Below are 13,590 nucleotides of genomic sequence, written 5' to 3' on the forward strand. Positions count from 1 at the left end.
TCAGCGGGCTGATTTCAGGAAACTGGCGATCCAATCGGCAAGAAAGCGGCGGTCGCACCCTTCCTTCAGGGAGGCGATCGCCGCATCGGCGGTTTCGGCGGGCAGCGATGTACCGCGCCGGGCACCATAGAGCGCGGCGGCAAACTCCGCATCGAATTCCGGATGGCACTGGAAGCTCAGGCCACGGATTTCCGGATAATGAAGCGCCGCGAACTCAGTAAACTCCGAACGGGCGATGGTTTCGGCGCCGGGCGGACGGATGACCACCTGGTCCTGATGGCTGACCGCGATGGAGAGGGTGGCGGGCTTCTCGCCGTTCCATCCGGGAACGGATAGAAGGTCGTAGGTGTGGCGGCCGACGCCCCAGCCTTTTTCCGATTTCTGCACCTTGCCGCCGAGCGCCTCGGCCATCGCCTGATGGCCGAAACAGATACCGATTTGCGGCGTGCGTGCATCTGCGGCGGCGCGGATGAAGTCCATCAGCGGCGTAATCCAAGCATGGTCTTCATACACGCCGGCGGGCGAGCCGGTGTAGAGCACGGCTTCGAGGCTTGCCGGAGCCGGCAGCGCCGCGCCGGTCACGAGCGAGACGGTTTCGCAGCGAATGGAAGGATCGGCGCCTTCAAACATTGCGCTGAACATGGCCGGATAGTCCGGGAACTGACTTCGGATGGCGAGGGGGGCCTGGCCAGTCTCGATGATGGTAAGTTTCATGGGCCCCTACTCTGCCGCAACTTCGGGTTCTTCCGGGATTTCGGCCGGCTTTGGCTGGACCAGGAAGCCGCCCGACTGGCGGGCCCAGAGGTCGGCATAGATACCGCCAGCGGCCACGAGCTCCTCATGCGTGCCCGCTTCCGCGATGCAGCCTTCATCGAGCACGATCAGCCGGTCCATCGCCGCAATGGTGGACAGCCGGTGGGCAATGGCGATGACGGTCTTGCCTTCCATCAGGCCGAAAAGGCTTTCCTGGATCGCGGCTTCGACCTCGGAATCGAGGGCGGAGGTGGCCTCGTCAAGGATCAGGATGGGGGCGTCCTTGAGGAAGATGCGGGCAATCGCGATGCGCTGGCGCTGGCCGCCGGAGAGTTTCACGCCGCGCTCGCCGACATGGGCATCGAAGCCGCGGCGGCCTTTGGAATCCTCAAGGTCTTCGATGAAGCCGAGGGCGCGGGCGCGTTCTGCGGCGGCGGCGATTTCCTCATCGCTCGCCTCGGGCCGGCCATAGGCGATGTTCTCGCGGATCGAGCGGTGGAGGAGCGAGGTATCCTGCGAGACAACCCCGATATTGGCGCGCAGGGAATCCTGCGTGACGCCGGCGATATCCTGGCCATCGACGAGGATCTGGCCGCCTTCCACATCGTAGAAGCGCAGCAGCAGGTTCGTTAGCGTTGTCTTGCCGGCGCCGGACCGGCCGACAAGCCCGATGCGTTCGCCGGGGCGGATGGTGAGGTTCAGTCCATCGATGACGCCGGCGCCCTTGCCATAATGGAAGACGACATTGCGGAACTCGATCTCGCCGGAGGCAGTCCCGAGGGGCTTTGCGCCGGGCGCGTCGGTGACGGCAACGGGCTTTTCGAGCATGTCCATGCCGTCATAGACGACGCCGATATTCTCGAAGAGGCCGGCGACTTCCCACATGATCCATTGCGACATCGCCTTGATGCGCAGCGCAAGGCCGACAGCGGCGGCGACTGCGCCCGCGCTGACGAGATTGCCGGTCCACAGATAGATGCCAGCGCCTGCGATGAAGAAGACGAGCAGCGAATTGTTGAGATAGACGAGGACGTTGAAGCCCGTGACGAGGCGCATCTGGTGGTGCACCGTGGCGAGGAAGCTGGCCATGCTGTCCCGGGCATAGGTCTCTTCGCGCCCCGCATGGGCGAAGAGTTTCACGGTCTGGATGTTCGTATACGAATCAACGACGCGACCAGTCATCACCGAGCGAGCTTCGGCCTGCTCTTCTGCCACCTTTCCGAGGCGGGGCACGAAATACCAGAGCGCGGCGCCATAGAGCGCGGCCCAGATGAGGAGCGGGGCGGCAAGGCGCGGATCGGCCAGGGAGACGAGCGCGAGGGCGGAGAGGAAATAGACGCTGACATAGACGAAGACGTCGAGGATCTTCATGATCGTCTCGCGCACCGACAGCGCGGTCTGCATTACCTTGGTGGCGACGCGCCCGGCGTAGTCGTTGCCGAAAAAGCTCATCGACTGGCCGAGCATCTGCCGGTGCATGCGCCAGCGCGCGCTCATCGGCAGGTTTCCCATCAGGCCCTGATAGACGATCAGTGCCTGGATCAGGACGAGCGCGGGAATGGCGATGACGAGGACAATCGCCATCAGGGCGAGGCGGCCGCCCTCGCGCTGGAAGAAGCCTTCCCGCTCGGACGCTGTAAGCCAGTCGACAATGCCCCCAAGGAAACCGAAGAGCGCAACCTCGCCGATGGCGATGAGCGCTGTGACAACGGACATGCCGATCAACCAGGGGGCGGCATCGCGGATATAGTGCCAGATGAACGGCCAGAAGCCCGCTGGCGGCGCGCCCTGCCGGGTGTCAGGGAAGGCATCAAGGCGGCGTTCGAAAAAGCGGAGCATGGCCGGGCATGTGGCGCGCCGGGGATGAAAGGGCAAGGTGGGGATTGGGGTGGCCGTCACCTTCAACGGCCTGCGGCAGTTAAGATACAGATCCACCTTCGTCACTCCCGACCGGCGCAGCCGGTCTGGGAGCCCAACTCCTGTCTTCTCAGCGAAAATCTAGTGGAAAGGGCGGGAGATGGGCGCCCAGATGACCTGCGGTCATCGGGCGTGACGACAACTAAGCGAGCCCCGGCAGATCAGGGCGCCGCGCTGGACGCGATCCAGCCCCGGACCTGGGCTTCGAGCAGGTCCATGGGGACAGAGCCCTGGCCGAGGATTGTGTCATGGAAGGCACGGATGTCGAAGGCGTCGCCCAAGGCGGCCTGGGCTTCGGCGCGCAGTTCGCGGATTTTCAGTTCGCCGATCTTGTAGCCGACCGCCTGTCCCGGCCAACCGATATAGCGTGTGACCTCGGTTTCGATGTTGAGCGGGGCAAGGGCTGTGTTGTCCTTGAAGCAGGCCTCAGCCTCTTCGCGGCTCCAGCCATACCAGTGCAGGCCGGTATCGGCGACGAGGCGACAGGCGCGCCACATCTCATATGAAAGCGCGCCGAAGCGTTCATACGGCGTGCGATAGATACCCGCCTCGCCCGCGAGGTACTCAGCATAGAGCCCCCAGCCTTCACCGAAGGCGGTGGCGTAGTATTGCTGCCGGAAGCGGGGCTGGCCGGCCATTTCCTGCGCCAGCGCGATCTGGAGGTGGTGGCCGGGCACAGCTTCATGGGCGGAAAGCGCCGGGAGCTCGTAGAGCGGGCGCTGGTCGAGCGCCCAGGTGTTGACGAGATAGGAGCCCGGCCGGCCCTCCTCCGGATCGCCGAGGACGTAGCGGCCGGTGGTATAGCCCGGCGCAATGGAGGCGGGCACGGGATCGACCGTGTAGCCGAGGCGGGGCAGGATGTTGAAATAGTCCGGCAGGATCAGGTCGAGCCGGGCGGAAATCTCGCGGGCCGCTTCCATCAGTTCGGCTTCGGTTTCGGCATAGAATTGCGGGTCTGTGCGCAGGAAGTGCTGGAACTCGGCAAAGCTGCCCTCAAAGCCGACTTCCTCGATGATGGCTTCCATCTCTGCCCGGATGCGGGCGACTTCAGCGACGCCGATGGCATGGACTTCCTCAGGCGAATAGCCCGCGCCGGCGGTGTGAACCTCGACGAGGGCGGCATAGATCTCCTGGCCGCCGGGGAGAGACGCGATGCCCGGCGCGGCGCGGGCGGCGGGGGCGTAAGTCTCATCCATGAACTCAAGCATGGACTCATAGGCGGCGAGGGCCCACTTCGTCGCCTCGAGCCCGACTTTCTGGATATGGGATCTGGATTCTGGACTTATGCTATCGGGCAGGTTGCGAAGCGGCTGGTAGAGATCGCTGTCTTCGGGCGCTTGCTCCAGCAGGGCGGCAATCTGGGCGCGGGTCGTGGCAAAGGGATCGCCATGCGCCGTCCAGCCGGTGGCGATGCCGCGCTTCATGTTCTCGCGCTGCTGGTGGAAATAGCGCGGCACATCATTGAGGCGCGCAATCCAGGCATGGGCGTCGGCCTCGGTGCGGATGCGCAGGATCATGGCGGCGAAGTGCGGCTCTGCCTGGAATCCCCAGTCGCCCACGAAGGGGATGCGGGAGGCGTCCTGGTCGTAATAGCTGATCTCGTCAGACAGGAGGCGGATGAGGATTGCCTGATCGGTCCTGCGCTCCGTTTCGGCGGCGGCGATGGCGGCCAGCAGGTCTTCGGCCTGCTGGCGGTGGGCCGATTCGGCGGCAGGCGAGACATCCTGCCAGCGGGTGGCGACCGTCCGGCGGGCCGTGGCGGCGCTGTCCGGATCGCCGGCGCGGACATGGGCTTCATAGCGCTCGATCAGCGGAAGGAGGGGGTCCGCAAGGGCAATCGGAGCCAGCGCAATAAGGAGAAGTCCGCAAATCGCCGGTTTCATATTGTCGCTCCCTTGTCAGCCTGCGTTGACACGACCCTAGAGGCTCGTAGAAGCGGTGACCAGCACCCCACAAACTCGCGAGGTTTCCCTGCATGTCCGGACCGAAGCGCGCCGCCACGCGCCCCTTGTCCCCGCACCTCCAGGTCTGGCGCTTTCACGCCACCATGGTCGCCTCGATCACGCACCGCCTGACGGGCACCGCGCTGTATTTCGGCACGTTCCTGATCGCTGCCTGGTTGATCGCGCTGGCGACTAGCCCCGAGGCCTACGCCGTGATCGACGGGCTGATCGCTTCGATCTTCGGCAAGATCGTGCTCTATCTCTGGGCGGTCGCGGTGCTGTTCCACTTTGCAAACGGCATCCGGCACCTGCTCTGGGACGGGCCGGGCATCGGCTTCACGCCGAAGCTCGCCAGCCAGGTCTCGATGTTCAACTTTGTCTTTGCGATCGTCGGCGCGGCAGCGCTGATGTACGCAGCGACCTCGCTCTGAGGGGGCTTCCGAATGAGCAATGGCGAATTCATCACCCCGACCAAGGCCGCCCGCGGGCTCGGCTCAGCCAAGTCCGGCACGGCGCACCATATCCGCCAGCGGGTCTCGGCGCTGGCGCTGATCGTGCTGGTTCCGTGGTTCCTCTATGCGGTCATCAAGGCGGCAAGCGGGGGCTATGACGGCGCCCGCGCCTGGGTCAGCGATCCGCTGAACGCGCTGCTGCTGGTGCTGACGGCGGCAGCGGCGTTCTATCACATGCGCCTCGGTATGCAGGTCGTGATCGAGGATTATATCGGAAAAGCCGGGACGCGCGGCGCGCTGATGATCCTCAACACATTTGCCACCGCGATCCTGTTTGCCGCCGTGTTCCTGTCCGTGATCCGGGTGTGGACCGGCGCCTAGAACCCATTTGGAAGAGATGACATCTGATGAGCAGCTATACCTGGATTGATCATACCTATGATGTGGTCGTCGTTGGCGCGGGCGGCTCTGGCCTGCGCGCAGCGCTCGGCGCGGCGCAGGCGGGCCTGAAGACAGCCTGCATCAGCAAGGTGTTCCCCACCCGCTCGCACACCGTGGCGGCGCAGGGCGGCATCGCGGCCTCGCTCGGCAACATGTCCGAGGACAGCTGGCAGTGGCATATGTATGACACGGTCAAGGGCTCTGACTGGCTCGGCGACCAGGATGCGATCGAATACCTGACCCGCAATGCGCCGGCCGCTGTGTACGAGCTTGAGCATTGGGGCATGCCCTTCTCCCGCACGCAGGAAGGCAAGATCTACCAGCGCGCCTTTGGCGGCATGACGCGGAATTTCGGCGAAGGCCCGGTGCAACGCACCTGCGCGGCGGCCGACCGGACGGGCCACGCAATGCTGCACACGCTGTATGGCCAGTGCGTGCGCGAGGACACCCAGTTCTTCATCGAGTATTTCGCCCTCGACCTGATCATGGATGAGGATGGCGTCTGCCGGGGCGTGACCGCCTGGAAGCTGGACGATGGCACGCTGCACCGCTTCTGCGCGCAGAAGACGATCCTGGCAACCGGCGGCTATGGCCGGGCGTATTTCTCCTGCACCTCGGCGCATACCTGCACCGGCGACGGCAATGCGATGGTGCTGCGCGCCGGCCTGCCGCTTCAGGACATGGAGTTCGTGCAGTTCCACCCGACCGGCATCTATGGCTCGGGCTGCCTGATCACCGAAGGCGCGCGCGGCGAGGGCGGATACCTCACAAATTCCGAGGGCGAGCGGTTCATGGAGCGGTATGCACCCTCCGCCAAGGACCTTGCCTCTCGCGATGTCGTCTCCCGCGCGATGACGATGGAGATCCGCGACGGGCGCGGCGTGGGGCCGGAGAAGGACCATATTTTCCTGCACCTGAACCATCTGCCGCCGGAAACGCTGCATGAGCGCCTGCCGGGCATTTCGGAAACGGCGAAGGTGTTTGCCGGTGTCGACGTGACCAAGGAGCCGATCCCGGTGCTGCCGACGGTGCACTACAATATGGGCGGCATTCCGACGAACTATCACGGAGAAGTGCTGACCAAGAAGGGCGACAATCCGGACGCGGTCGTGCCCGGCCTGATGGCTGTCGGCGAGGCAGCCTGCGTGTCCGTACACGGAGCAAACCGGCTCGGCTCCAACTCGCTGATCGACCTTGTCGTGTTCGGCCGCGCGGCGGGTCTGCGCTGCGGGGCGACGACCGAGGCAGGCGCGCGCCAGCCGGAACTGCCGAAAGCGTCCACCGACGCGCACCTCGCCCGGTTCGACCGCATGCGGAACGCTTCCGGCGATCAGCCGGTTGCGAAGCTGCGCCTCGAGATGCAACGCGCGATGCAGTCAAACTGCGCCGTGTTCCGCACAGGCTCGGTGCTGAAGGAAGGCGTGGCAGCCATCGAGGACGTTTACACGAAGCTCCCTGGCATTGATGTGAAGGATCGCGGCATGATCTGGAACACTGATCTTGTCGAGGCGCTGGAGTTCGACAACCTGATCGCGCAGGCGGCGGTGACCGTGAATTCGGCGGCCGTTCGCGAGGAAAGCCGCGGCGCCCATGCGCGCGAGGATTTCACCGAGCGCGATGACCAGAAGTGGATGAAGCACACGCTGGCCTGGTGTGATGATAGCGGCAAGGTGACGCTCGATTACCGGCCCGTGCACGAATACACGCTGTCCAACGAAATCGAATACATCAAGCCGCGCGCGCGGGTATACTGAGGAACAAGGACTGCGGCAGGACGAGGGATCCGATGGGCGAATACAAGACCGTCTGGGTTCGCGCCGGCCGCCAGAAGAAGGAAGAGAAGAAACTGCTCGGGAGGGGCAAGAAACTTGTTGATGATCCGCACCATGCGGATATCGCCGGTCTCTCTGCCCAGATCGAAGCTGCCTGCAACACGCTGCATGAGGAGGGATATGAGGTGATCTCGATCCTTCCTTCCGTCAGCGGACATTCGGAAAAGGGTGTCATGCATCAGGGCGGTTATGGTTTCGGATACAGTATTACGGACGGCGCGGTGATCACGGCGCGGCGCCGCCCGGCAGAGACAGAGTGAACGCGGATAATCCGAGGACGTTTGAAGAGATGGTTCAGCTTACCCTTCCCCAGAATTCCAAGGTCCAGAAAGGCAAGACCTGGCCCAAGCCCCAGGGCGCGACCAATCTGCGCGCCTTCAGGATCTATCGCTACAGCCCGGAAGAAACGGGCAATCCGCGCTGGGACACCTATTGGGTGGACATGGACAAGGCCGGCACGATGATCCTCGACGTGCTGATCTACATCAAGAACACGATCGACCCGACGCTCGCCTTCCGCCGCTCCTGCCGCGAGGGCGTATGCGGGTCCTGCGCCATGAACATTGCCGGGCGCAACACGATTGCCTGCACCAAGGGCTTCGATGACCTGCCGGGCGGCGTCATCTCGATCAGCCCGCTGCCGCACCTGCCGGTGATCCGCGACCTGATCCCGGACCTGACGAATTTCTACGCCCAGCACGCCTATGTGCAGCCTTACCTCAAGACATCCTCGCCGGTGCCCGAGAAGGAATGGCGCCAGTCGGAAGAGGACCGCACAAAGCTCGATGGCCTGTATGAGTGCATCCTGTGTGCCTCGTGCTCGACCTCCTGCCCGTCCTACTGGTGGAATGGCGACAAATATCTCGGCCCTGCCGCGCTGCTGCAGGCTTATCGCTGGCTGATCGACAGCCGCGACGAAGCCACGGGCGAACGCCTCGATGACCTTGAAGATCCCTTCAAGCTCTATCGCTGCCACACGATCATGAACTGCGCGCAGGTCTGCCCGAAGGGGCTGAACCCGGCCGAGGCGATTGCCAAGATCAAGCACATGATGGTCGAGCGCCTCGCCTGAGGCTGGGCTTCAGAACTTCGCCAGAAGATCTTCGCGCGTCAGGCGAAAGCCTGAGCGTATCCAGTCTTCCTCTAGCGCGCGCAGGCGCTGGCCGATCTCCGGGCCCGCGAGGCCTGCGGCGAGAGCATCGTCGCCGCCGATGGGGAAAACAGGCCGCTGCCAGGATGCGGCGGCGATGAGAAGATCCGTGACATCGCCGCCGCCGCTCGCCGCTTCGATCAGCGCACGGTCGATAACGGCGGCAGCACCAAACCGGTAGAAGGCTTCGGCGCAGGCGTCTGGTGACAGGCCGGGCATGTGGCCGAGCGCGGGGTCTGCCCAGGCGTGGAGGCGGGCGGATTCATCGTTCGAGAGGCGCAGCGCCGAGGCTGCCGCGCTGGTTTCCGTGCGCCGGCGCGGCAGGAGCGCCATCAGGCGGCGCATGGGGTCGGCGTTTATCCCCTGCTCCGCTTCAATGGCACAAAGGCCGGGCAGCAGCGCGGCTGACGCGCCGGGCAGGACAATGGCGAGCACGCCGGCGTCTTCCATTGCGGCCATCGCTTCGGAAGGGTCCGCTGCGGCGAGGGTACGTTTGAATTCCTTCCAGATCCGCTCGGCAGCGATCTTTTTGAGACCATGCCGCTGGCGGGCGCAGGCAGCTTGCCCTGCCCCGTCGATGCCCGCACCATACCAGGCATTGAAGCGGTAGAAACGCAGGATACGGAGGTAATCCTCGATCAGGCGCTGGTCGCCGTCGCCAATGAAGATCACCCGGCCGGCAAGCGCATCGGCGATGGAGCCGGGCACGGGCTCGTACAGGGTGCCATCCTGCCCGGCATAGATGGCGTTCATGCGGAAGTCGCGGCGGGCGGCGTCTTCGGCCCAGTCCTCGGTGAAGGCGACGACGGCGCGGCGGCCATCGGTTTCGACATCCCGGCGCAGCGTGGTGATCTCGACCGGCACGCCGCTGTGCACCGCGGTGACGGTGCCATGTTCGATGCCGGTCGGGATGGCGCGGATGCCGGCGGCGTCCAGCGCGGACATGACCGCTTCCGGCAGGAGCTGTGTGGCAATATCGATGTCATCAGCCGAAAGCCCGCGCAGCGTATTGCGCACGCAGCCGCCCACATAGCGCGAGGCCCCTGCCCGCGCGGCTTCGAGCGCGGACATGACGGCGCTGGGCGCCGGCGCGGTCAGCCAATCAGCGGAAAGGCGCTCAGTCGGGGGCATCAGCCGGGGCCGTCCCCCTGCGGGAGCTGGGTACGCCAACATCCTCCGGCTTTCGCTCGCACGGGTAGGTCCGGGCGGGGATCAGGACGCCGCTCTCGAACCGGGCGGGCTCGGTACAGACATCTCGCTCGCGCGGCTCCATCAGGATCGCGGCGAACCAGACGATGGTGGTCAGCGCAAGGCCGATGACGAAGAGCAGCTGGATCGGCCACTTCCGGCGGCCCGCTTCTTCGGCCGAACGGGTCGCGTAGAGGTACAGCCCGAACACCACGAAGGGCAGCGCAATTATCAAAGCCTGCAGGATAATACGTCCGATGAGCACGGTGGGCCGGGGTCCTTGTGTAGTGTCAGACTAACATAGGGGCCTGAACTTGGTGGAAAAACCCCAAATCGGTCAGGGCGGCAAGGCGTGCGTCAATCGCTCTCGTAAAGCGTCTGGTAGAGGCGGCGGATGATGCCGGCGGTTACGCCCCAGATGCGGTAGCCATTATGGGGCATTTCGTAGAACTGGCGGAGCGCGCCCTTATACATCGCTTCGCCCATCCGATGGTTGCGGGCGTCCATCAGGAAGTCGAGCGGGGTTTCGAAGACGGCGGCGACTTCCTTGGGGTTGGGCACCGGCGAGAAATCGGCCGGCAGCAGGCCGACGACCGGGGTGATGCGGTAGCGCGTGCCGGTGACATAGGGAGAGCCCTTGCCGAGCACGTCGATCTCCTCCGCGCGGGCGCCGACTTCTTCCTCGGCTTCGCGCAGGGCGGCGGCGACCTCATCAAGATCGAGCGGGTCAATCTTGCCGCCGGGCAGTGCGACCTGACCGGCATGGTCGGACATGGTCTCGGGGCGCAGGGTGAGCAGCGCAGTTGGCCCCTCGCGGCGCGGGATGACGCCGAACAGGACCGCTGCCGGGCGCACGATTGCGACTTCCTCGGGCGTCAGGAAATCGAGGTCGCCCATATCAGTGAGGCGCCCTTGCCCGGCGGGGGGATCGAGGCGCCGGGTGACGCGCTCCACAAAGTCATCAAGGGTTCGATACGACATGAAACCCCTCAGGCCGCCGGGCCAAGGGCGAAGAACTGCCCCTGGCTCCAGACGCCAAGCAGGCCGCGCCCGTCCGGGTCAGGTTCCGCGAGATCAACAAGTTCATAGAAGACGGAGCGGGTGATCTTGGCCTCCAGCCGCCCGCGCACGAGGACATAGGGCGAAGGCTCGCCGGTTTCGGGGTCGGTCTCGACCCGGATGGGCGCCGCCGGGCCAGCTATCGTCACATCGCCGAGACTGGTGTTGAAAGTGAGCTGCTGGCTAGGCCCCGGAGGACCGTCGCGGTCGACCCGGACCGCCAGGAACGGGGCATCGGCGACATGCACGATGACTTTCTCGTAAGGCGTGACAAGCCAGGTCGTGCCATCAGCGTCGCGGCGCAGGATACGGGAGAAGAGTTTCACCAGCCGTTCGCGCTTGATTTCGCCGCCATCATGCCACCAGCGGCCATCAGCGCGGATCTCCATGCCAATATCCGCCGAACAAGCCGGATTCCATGCCTCTACAGGGGGAGGCGGGCCGCTGAACTTGCCTTCCGGCAGGATCGCCTTAAGCGTGTCTTCCATGCGGATAATGCTGCCGGGACTGGATGTCACATCTTTCTCCGCCAAAATGACGCCTTAGACATAAGGCTGATAGCGAGTTACGTGAAGCCGGAGGCGCCCCTATCCATGGCCGATAGCAGTTTGAATGCCGAAACCCCTGTCGCAGACGCCGAAGCCGCCGCTGCCGCGCTCGCCAGGGTAAAGGCCGAGATCGGGCGGGCCGTGTTCGGACAGGAACGGGTGGTGGAGCTGTCGCTGTGCGCGGTGCTGGCAGGCGGCCACGCGCTGCTGATCGGCGCGCCGGGCCTCGCCAAGACGCGCCTGGTCGAGGCAATGGGCACGGCGCTGGGCCTCGCAAGCCAGCGCATCCAGTTCACACCGGACCTGATGCCGTCCGATATCCTCGGCTCGGAAGTGCTGGACGAGTCGCCCAGCGGCGAACGGAGCTTCCGCTTTATCCGCGGGCCGGTGTTCACCCAGTTGCTGATGGCCGACGAGATCAACCGGGCGAGCCCGCGGACACAGTCTGCCCTGCTCCAGGCGATGCAGGAGCGGCATGTGACGGTGGCCGGCCTGCGCTATGACCTGCCCGCGCCCTTCCATGTGCTGGCGACGCAGAACCCGATCGAGCAGGAAGGCACCTATGCCCTGCCCGAGGCGCAGCTGGACCGGTTCCTTTTGAAGGTAGACGTTTCCTATCCCGACCTCGACACCGAGCGGCGCATCCTGATCGAGACGACGCGCGGGCCGGAAGCGGCCGTGCGCCCGGCGATTGACGCCGCCGAGTTGATGAAGATCCAGGCGCTGGTGCGCCAGATGCCGGTTGGCGAGAAGATAGTGGCGGCGATCCTTGCGCTGGTGCGCGAGGCGCGGCCCGAGCAGACCTCCGATCCGCGCGTCAAGCGGCTAGTGGACTGGGGGCCGAGCCCGCGGGCCGGCCAGGCGCTGATGCTGGCGGCGCGTTCGCGAGCACTGCTGCGCGGGCGGCTCGCCCCATCGATGGAGGATGTCGAAGCCCTCGCCGAGCCCTGCCTCGGCCACCGGATGGCGATGCGCTATGATCCGACGGGCGAGGCCCCGAGGCTGAGTGAACTGATCAACGACCTTGTGAGGAATGCCGGATGACCCTTCGTACTGCCCTGATGGGCCTGATGCTGAGCCTTGCGATGCCCGCCTGCGCGGAAGCTGCGCCGCAGGCTTCGGCCACCGAAGATGCGCCGCGCTTCTGCAGCGTGCTGCTGGCGGAAGCCGCCGCCTATGCCGACGCGCATGCCACCGCACGGGCGGACCGGATGCAGGTCATGCGCTTTGCCTCCGAGGAGGCAATGAACGCCTATGTTCAGGAGACGGAAGAACTGCGCGGGATTGCCAGCGAGCTGCGCGCAGAGCTCGTGACGCTGAAAGCGCGCTTCGATGTCCCGGATACTGCCGAGGACTTTGACCTCAGCGAGACGACCGATGGCGGCGCGGATACGCGGATCGATTTTGCCAGAGAGTGCGCCGCCGCGCTGATCGAATGACGCCTGACGCCGACCTTCGCGCTGAAGCCGAGAGCCTTGCCCGCCAGCTGCCGGGGCTGAACTTCAAGGCGGAAGCCTCCGAAGCTGCCCATATCGGCTCTGCCGGACGGCGGCGCGCGGGCACGGGCGAGCAGTTCTGGCAGTATCGCCGGTTTGCGCATGAAGATTCGCCAGACCGTATCCACTGGCGCCGCTCTGCCAAGGGCAACGAACTGTTCGTGCGCGAGAGCGAGCTGGAAACGGCGCGCACGGTGCTGTTCTGGGCAGACGATGCGCCGGGGTTCCGCTGGAAGGGCGCGGGCGACCTGCGCACCAAGGCGGAGGAGGCAATCCTCCTGATGCTGACAATGGCGATCCTGATGTCGAAGGATGGCGAGCGGATCGGCGCGCTGGGATCGGGGCGCACGCCGAGCTTTGGCAAGCGGGCGCTGGACCGGCTGACCGATGACCTGCTGCGGGGCACGCAGGGGCAGTTCCCGCCCGCGCCGCGCAGCTCTGCCACGCTGATCGTGGCATCTGATTTCTATGATCCGCTGACGGACATCAAGGCGCGGCTGGCGCCATTGGCAGGGCATTGCCCGGAAGGGGTCCTGCTGGCGGTTGCGGCCCCGGCAGAGACCAGCTTTCCGTTTGAAGGGCGCACGAAACTGTCGCGCCCGGGCACCGGTGAGGAACGCATCCTTGGCCGGGCCGAGACGCTGCGCGAGGAATACCAGCGCAAGTTTGCCGATCACCGCGCGAGCCTGCGCGAACTGGCAGGCCGGCTCGGCTGGGGTCTGGTGACGCATACGGCCGGAGAGCCGCTGCTGGCGGCCGCGAGCCGCCTGAAAGCCGAGATCGAAAGTTTCGGGGCGGTTCGGTGAGGGCT

15 protein-coding genes are annotated in these 13,590 nt (G+C 65.3%); 8 read left to right on the forward strand and 7 right to left on the reverse strand.

Annotated features, from left to right (window positions below):
* The 3 genes from ACK4SV_RS07610 to ACK4SV_RS07620 form a co-directional block, all read right to left on the reverse strand.
* Positions 1–714: a type 1 glutamine amidotransferase gene (locus ACK4SV_RS07610; protein ID WP_409917218.1), complete on the reverse strand. Its 714-nt coding sequence runs from the start codon at positions 712–714 to the stop codon at positions 1–3.
* A gap of 6 nt (positions 715–720) precedes the next feature.
* Positions 721–2,592: an ABC transporter ATP-binding protein gene (locus ACK4SV_RS07615; protein ID WP_409917219.1), complete on the reverse strand. Its 1,872-nt coding sequence runs from the start codon at positions 2,590–2,592 to the stop codon at positions 721–723.
* A 239-nt stretch (positions 2,593–2,831) separates the two neighbouring features.
* Positions 2,832–4,553: a DUF885 domain-containing protein gene (locus tag ACK4SV_RS07620; RefSeq protein ID WP_409917220.1), complete on the reverse strand. Its 1,722-nt coding sequence runs from the start codon at positions 4,551–4,553 to the stop codon at positions 2,832–2,834.
* Between the two features lie 92 nt (positions 4,554–4,645).
* On the opposite strand from ACK4SV_RS07620, the gene sdhC reads away from it, so the two are divergent.
* Genes sdhC through ACK4SV_RS07645 form a run of 5 tightly spaced genes read left to right on the forward strand, consistent with a single transcriptional unit; the run spans position 4,646 to position 8,410 of the window.
* Complete coding sequence (sdhC, locus tag ACK4SV_RS07625) at positions 4,646–5,044, forward strand: succinate dehydrogenase, cytochrome b556 subunit (RefSeq protein ID WP_409917221.1); 399 nt, start codon at positions 4,646–4,648, stop codon at positions 5,042–5,044.
* 12 nt (positions 5,045–5,056) lie between these two features.
* Positions 5,057–5,446, forward strand: coding sequence for a succinate dehydrogenase, hydrophobic membrane anchor protein (sdhD, locus tag ACK4SV_RS07630; protein WP_409917222.1), 390 nt, complete (start codon positions 5,057–5,059; stop codon positions 5,444–5,446).
* Between the two features lie 26 nt (positions 5,447–5,472).
* Positions 5,473–7,260, forward strand: coding sequence for a succinate dehydrogenase flavoprotein subunit (gene sdhA, locus ACK4SV_RS07635; protein ID WP_409917223.1), 1,788 nt, complete (start codon positions 5,473–5,475; stop codon positions 7,258–7,260).
* 32 nt (positions 7,261–7,292) lie between these two features.
* Positions 7,293–7,598: a hypothetical protein gene (locus ACK4SV_RS07640; protein ID WP_409917224.1), complete on the forward strand. Its 306-nt coding sequence runs from the start codon at positions 7,293–7,295 to the stop codon at positions 7,596–7,598.
* Between the two features lie 29 nt (positions 7,599–7,627).
* Positions 7,628–8,410 (forward strand): succinate dehydrogenase iron-sulfur subunit, encoded by a 783-nt coding sequence (locus tag ACK4SV_RS07645; RefSeq protein WP_409917225.1) that lies wholly within the window; start codon positions 7,628–7,630, stop codon positions 8,408–8,410.
* 9 nt (positions 8,411–8,419) lie between these two features.
* Here ACK4SV_RS07645 and ACK4SV_RS07650 read toward each other — a convergent pair whose 3' ends face one another.
* From ACK4SV_RS07650 to ACK4SV_RS07665, 4 genes are all read right to left on the reverse strand, one after another.
* A complete protein-coding gene (locus ACK4SV_RS07650) occupies positions 8,420–9,619 on the reverse strand; it encodes a CCA tRNA nucleotidyltransferase (RefSeq protein ID WP_409917226.1) in 1,200 nt (399 codons plus the stop codon).
* Positions 9,606–9,941: a hypothetical protein gene (locus ACK4SV_RS07655; protein ID WP_409917227.1), complete on the reverse strand. Its 336-nt coding sequence runs from the start codon at positions 9,939–9,941 to the stop codon at positions 9,606–9,608. Before ACK4SV_RS07655 ends, ACK4SV_RS07650 begins: the two co-directional genes overlap by 14 nt.
* Before the next feature lie 92 nt (positions 9,942–10,033).
* The gene (locus tag ACK4SV_RS07660; protein WP_409917228.1) at positions 10,034–10,657 is read right to left on the reverse strand and encodes a CoA pyrophosphatase; all 624 of its coding nucleotides are present in this window, start codon (positions 10,655–10,657) and stop codon (positions 10,034–10,036) included.
* Between the two features lie 8 nt (positions 10,658–10,665).
* The gene (locus tag ACK4SV_RS07665) at positions 10,666–11,253 is read right to left on the reverse strand and encodes a DUF1285 domain-containing protein (protein ID WP_409917229.1); all 588 of its coding nucleotides are present in this window, start codon (positions 11,251–11,253) and stop codon (positions 10,666–10,668) included.
* A 75-nt stretch (positions 11,254–11,328) separates the two neighbouring features.
* Here ACK4SV_RS07665 and ACK4SV_RS07670 point away from each other — a divergent pair, with 75 nt between their 5' ends.
* Genes ACK4SV_RS07670 through ACK4SV_RS07680 form a run of 3 tightly spaced genes read left to right on the forward strand, consistent with a single transcriptional unit; the run spans position 11,329 to position 13,585 of the window.
* On the forward strand, positions 11,329–12,327 hold the full coding sequence (locus tag ACK4SV_RS07670; protein ID WP_409917230.1) for an AAA family ATPase: 999 nt from the start codon (positions 11,329–11,331) through the stop codon (positions 12,325–12,327).
* Entirely contained in the window at positions 12,324–12,722 is a 399-nt protein-coding gene (locus ACK4SV_RS07675; protein ID WP_409917231.1) for a hypothetical protein, read from the forward strand. The genes ACK4SV_RS07670 and ACK4SV_RS07675 overlap by 4 nt, the downstream gene beginning before the upstream one ends.
* Entirely contained in the window at positions 12,719–13,585 is an 867-nt protein-coding gene (locus tag ACK4SV_RS07680; RefSeq protein WP_409917232.1) for a DUF58 domain-containing protein, read from the forward strand. Before ACK4SV_RS07675 ends, ACK4SV_RS07680 begins: the two co-directional genes overlap by 4 nt.
* Positions 13,586–13,590 lie beyond the last annotated feature (5 nt).

Source organism: Hyphomonas sp. (assembly GCF_046313735.1).
GTDB lineage: Bacteria > Pseudomonadota > Alphaproteobacteria > Caulobacterales > Hyphomonadaceae > Hyphomonas.

What these genes read in the sequence shown, in the direction of transcription:
- ACK4SV_RS07640 (WP_409917224.1), top strand. Translation starts at nt 7,293, where the DNA reads ATGGGCGAATACAAGACCGTCTGGGTTCGCGCCGGCCGCCAGAAGAAG.
- ACK4SV_RS07620 (WP_409917220.1), bottom strand. Translation starts at nt 4,553, where the DNA reads ATGAAACCGGCGATTTGCGGACTTCTCCTTATTGCGCTGGCTCCGATT.
- sdhD (WP_409917222.1), top strand. Translation starts at nt 5,057, where the DNA reads ATGAGCAATGGCGAATTCATCACCCCGACCAAGGCCGCCCGCGGGCTC.
- sdhA (WP_409917223.1), top strand. Translation starts at nt 5,473, where the DNA reads ATGAGCAGCTATACCTGGATTGATCATACCTATGATGTGGTCGTCGTT.
- ACK4SV_RS07660 (WP_409917228.1), bottom strand. Translation starts at nt 10,657, where the DNA reads ATGTCGTATCGAACCCTTGATGACTTTGTGGAGCGCGTCACCCGGCGC.
- ACK4SV_RS07615 (WP_409917219.1), bottom strand. Translation starts at nt 2,592, where the DNA reads ATGCTCCGCTTTTTCGAACGCCGCCTTGATGCCTTCCCTGACACCCGG.
- ACK4SV_RS07675 (WP_409917231.1), top strand. Translation starts at nt 12,324, where the DNA reads ATGACCCTTCGTACTGCCCTGATGGGCCTGATGCTGAGCCTTGCGATG.
- ACK4SV_RS07610 (WP_409917218.1), bottom strand. Translation starts at nt 714, where the DNA reads ATGAAACTTACCATCATCGAGACTGGCCAGGCCCCCCTCGCCATCCGA.
- ACK4SV_RS07680 (WP_409917232.1), top strand. Translation starts at nt 12,719, where the DNA reads ATGACGCCTGACGCCGACCTTCGCGCTGAAGCCGAGAGCCTTGCCCGC.
- ACK4SV_RS07645 (WP_409917225.1), top strand. Translation starts at nt 7,628, where the DNA reads ATGGTTCAGCTTACCCTTCCCCAGAATTCCAAGGTCCAGAAAGGCAAG.
- ACK4SV_RS07670 (WP_409917230.1), top strand. Translation starts at nt 11,329, where the DNA reads ATGGCCGATAGCAGTTTGAATGCCGAAACCCCTGTCGCAGACGCCGAA.
- sdhC (WP_409917221.1), top strand. Translation starts at nt 4,646, where the DNA reads ATGTCCGGACCGAAGCGCGCCGCCACGCGCCCCTTGTCCCCGCACCTC.
- ACK4SV_RS07650 (WP_409917226.1), bottom strand. Translation starts at nt 9,619, where the DNA reads ATGCCCCCGACTGAGCGCCTTTCCGCTGATTGGCTGACCGCGCCGGCG.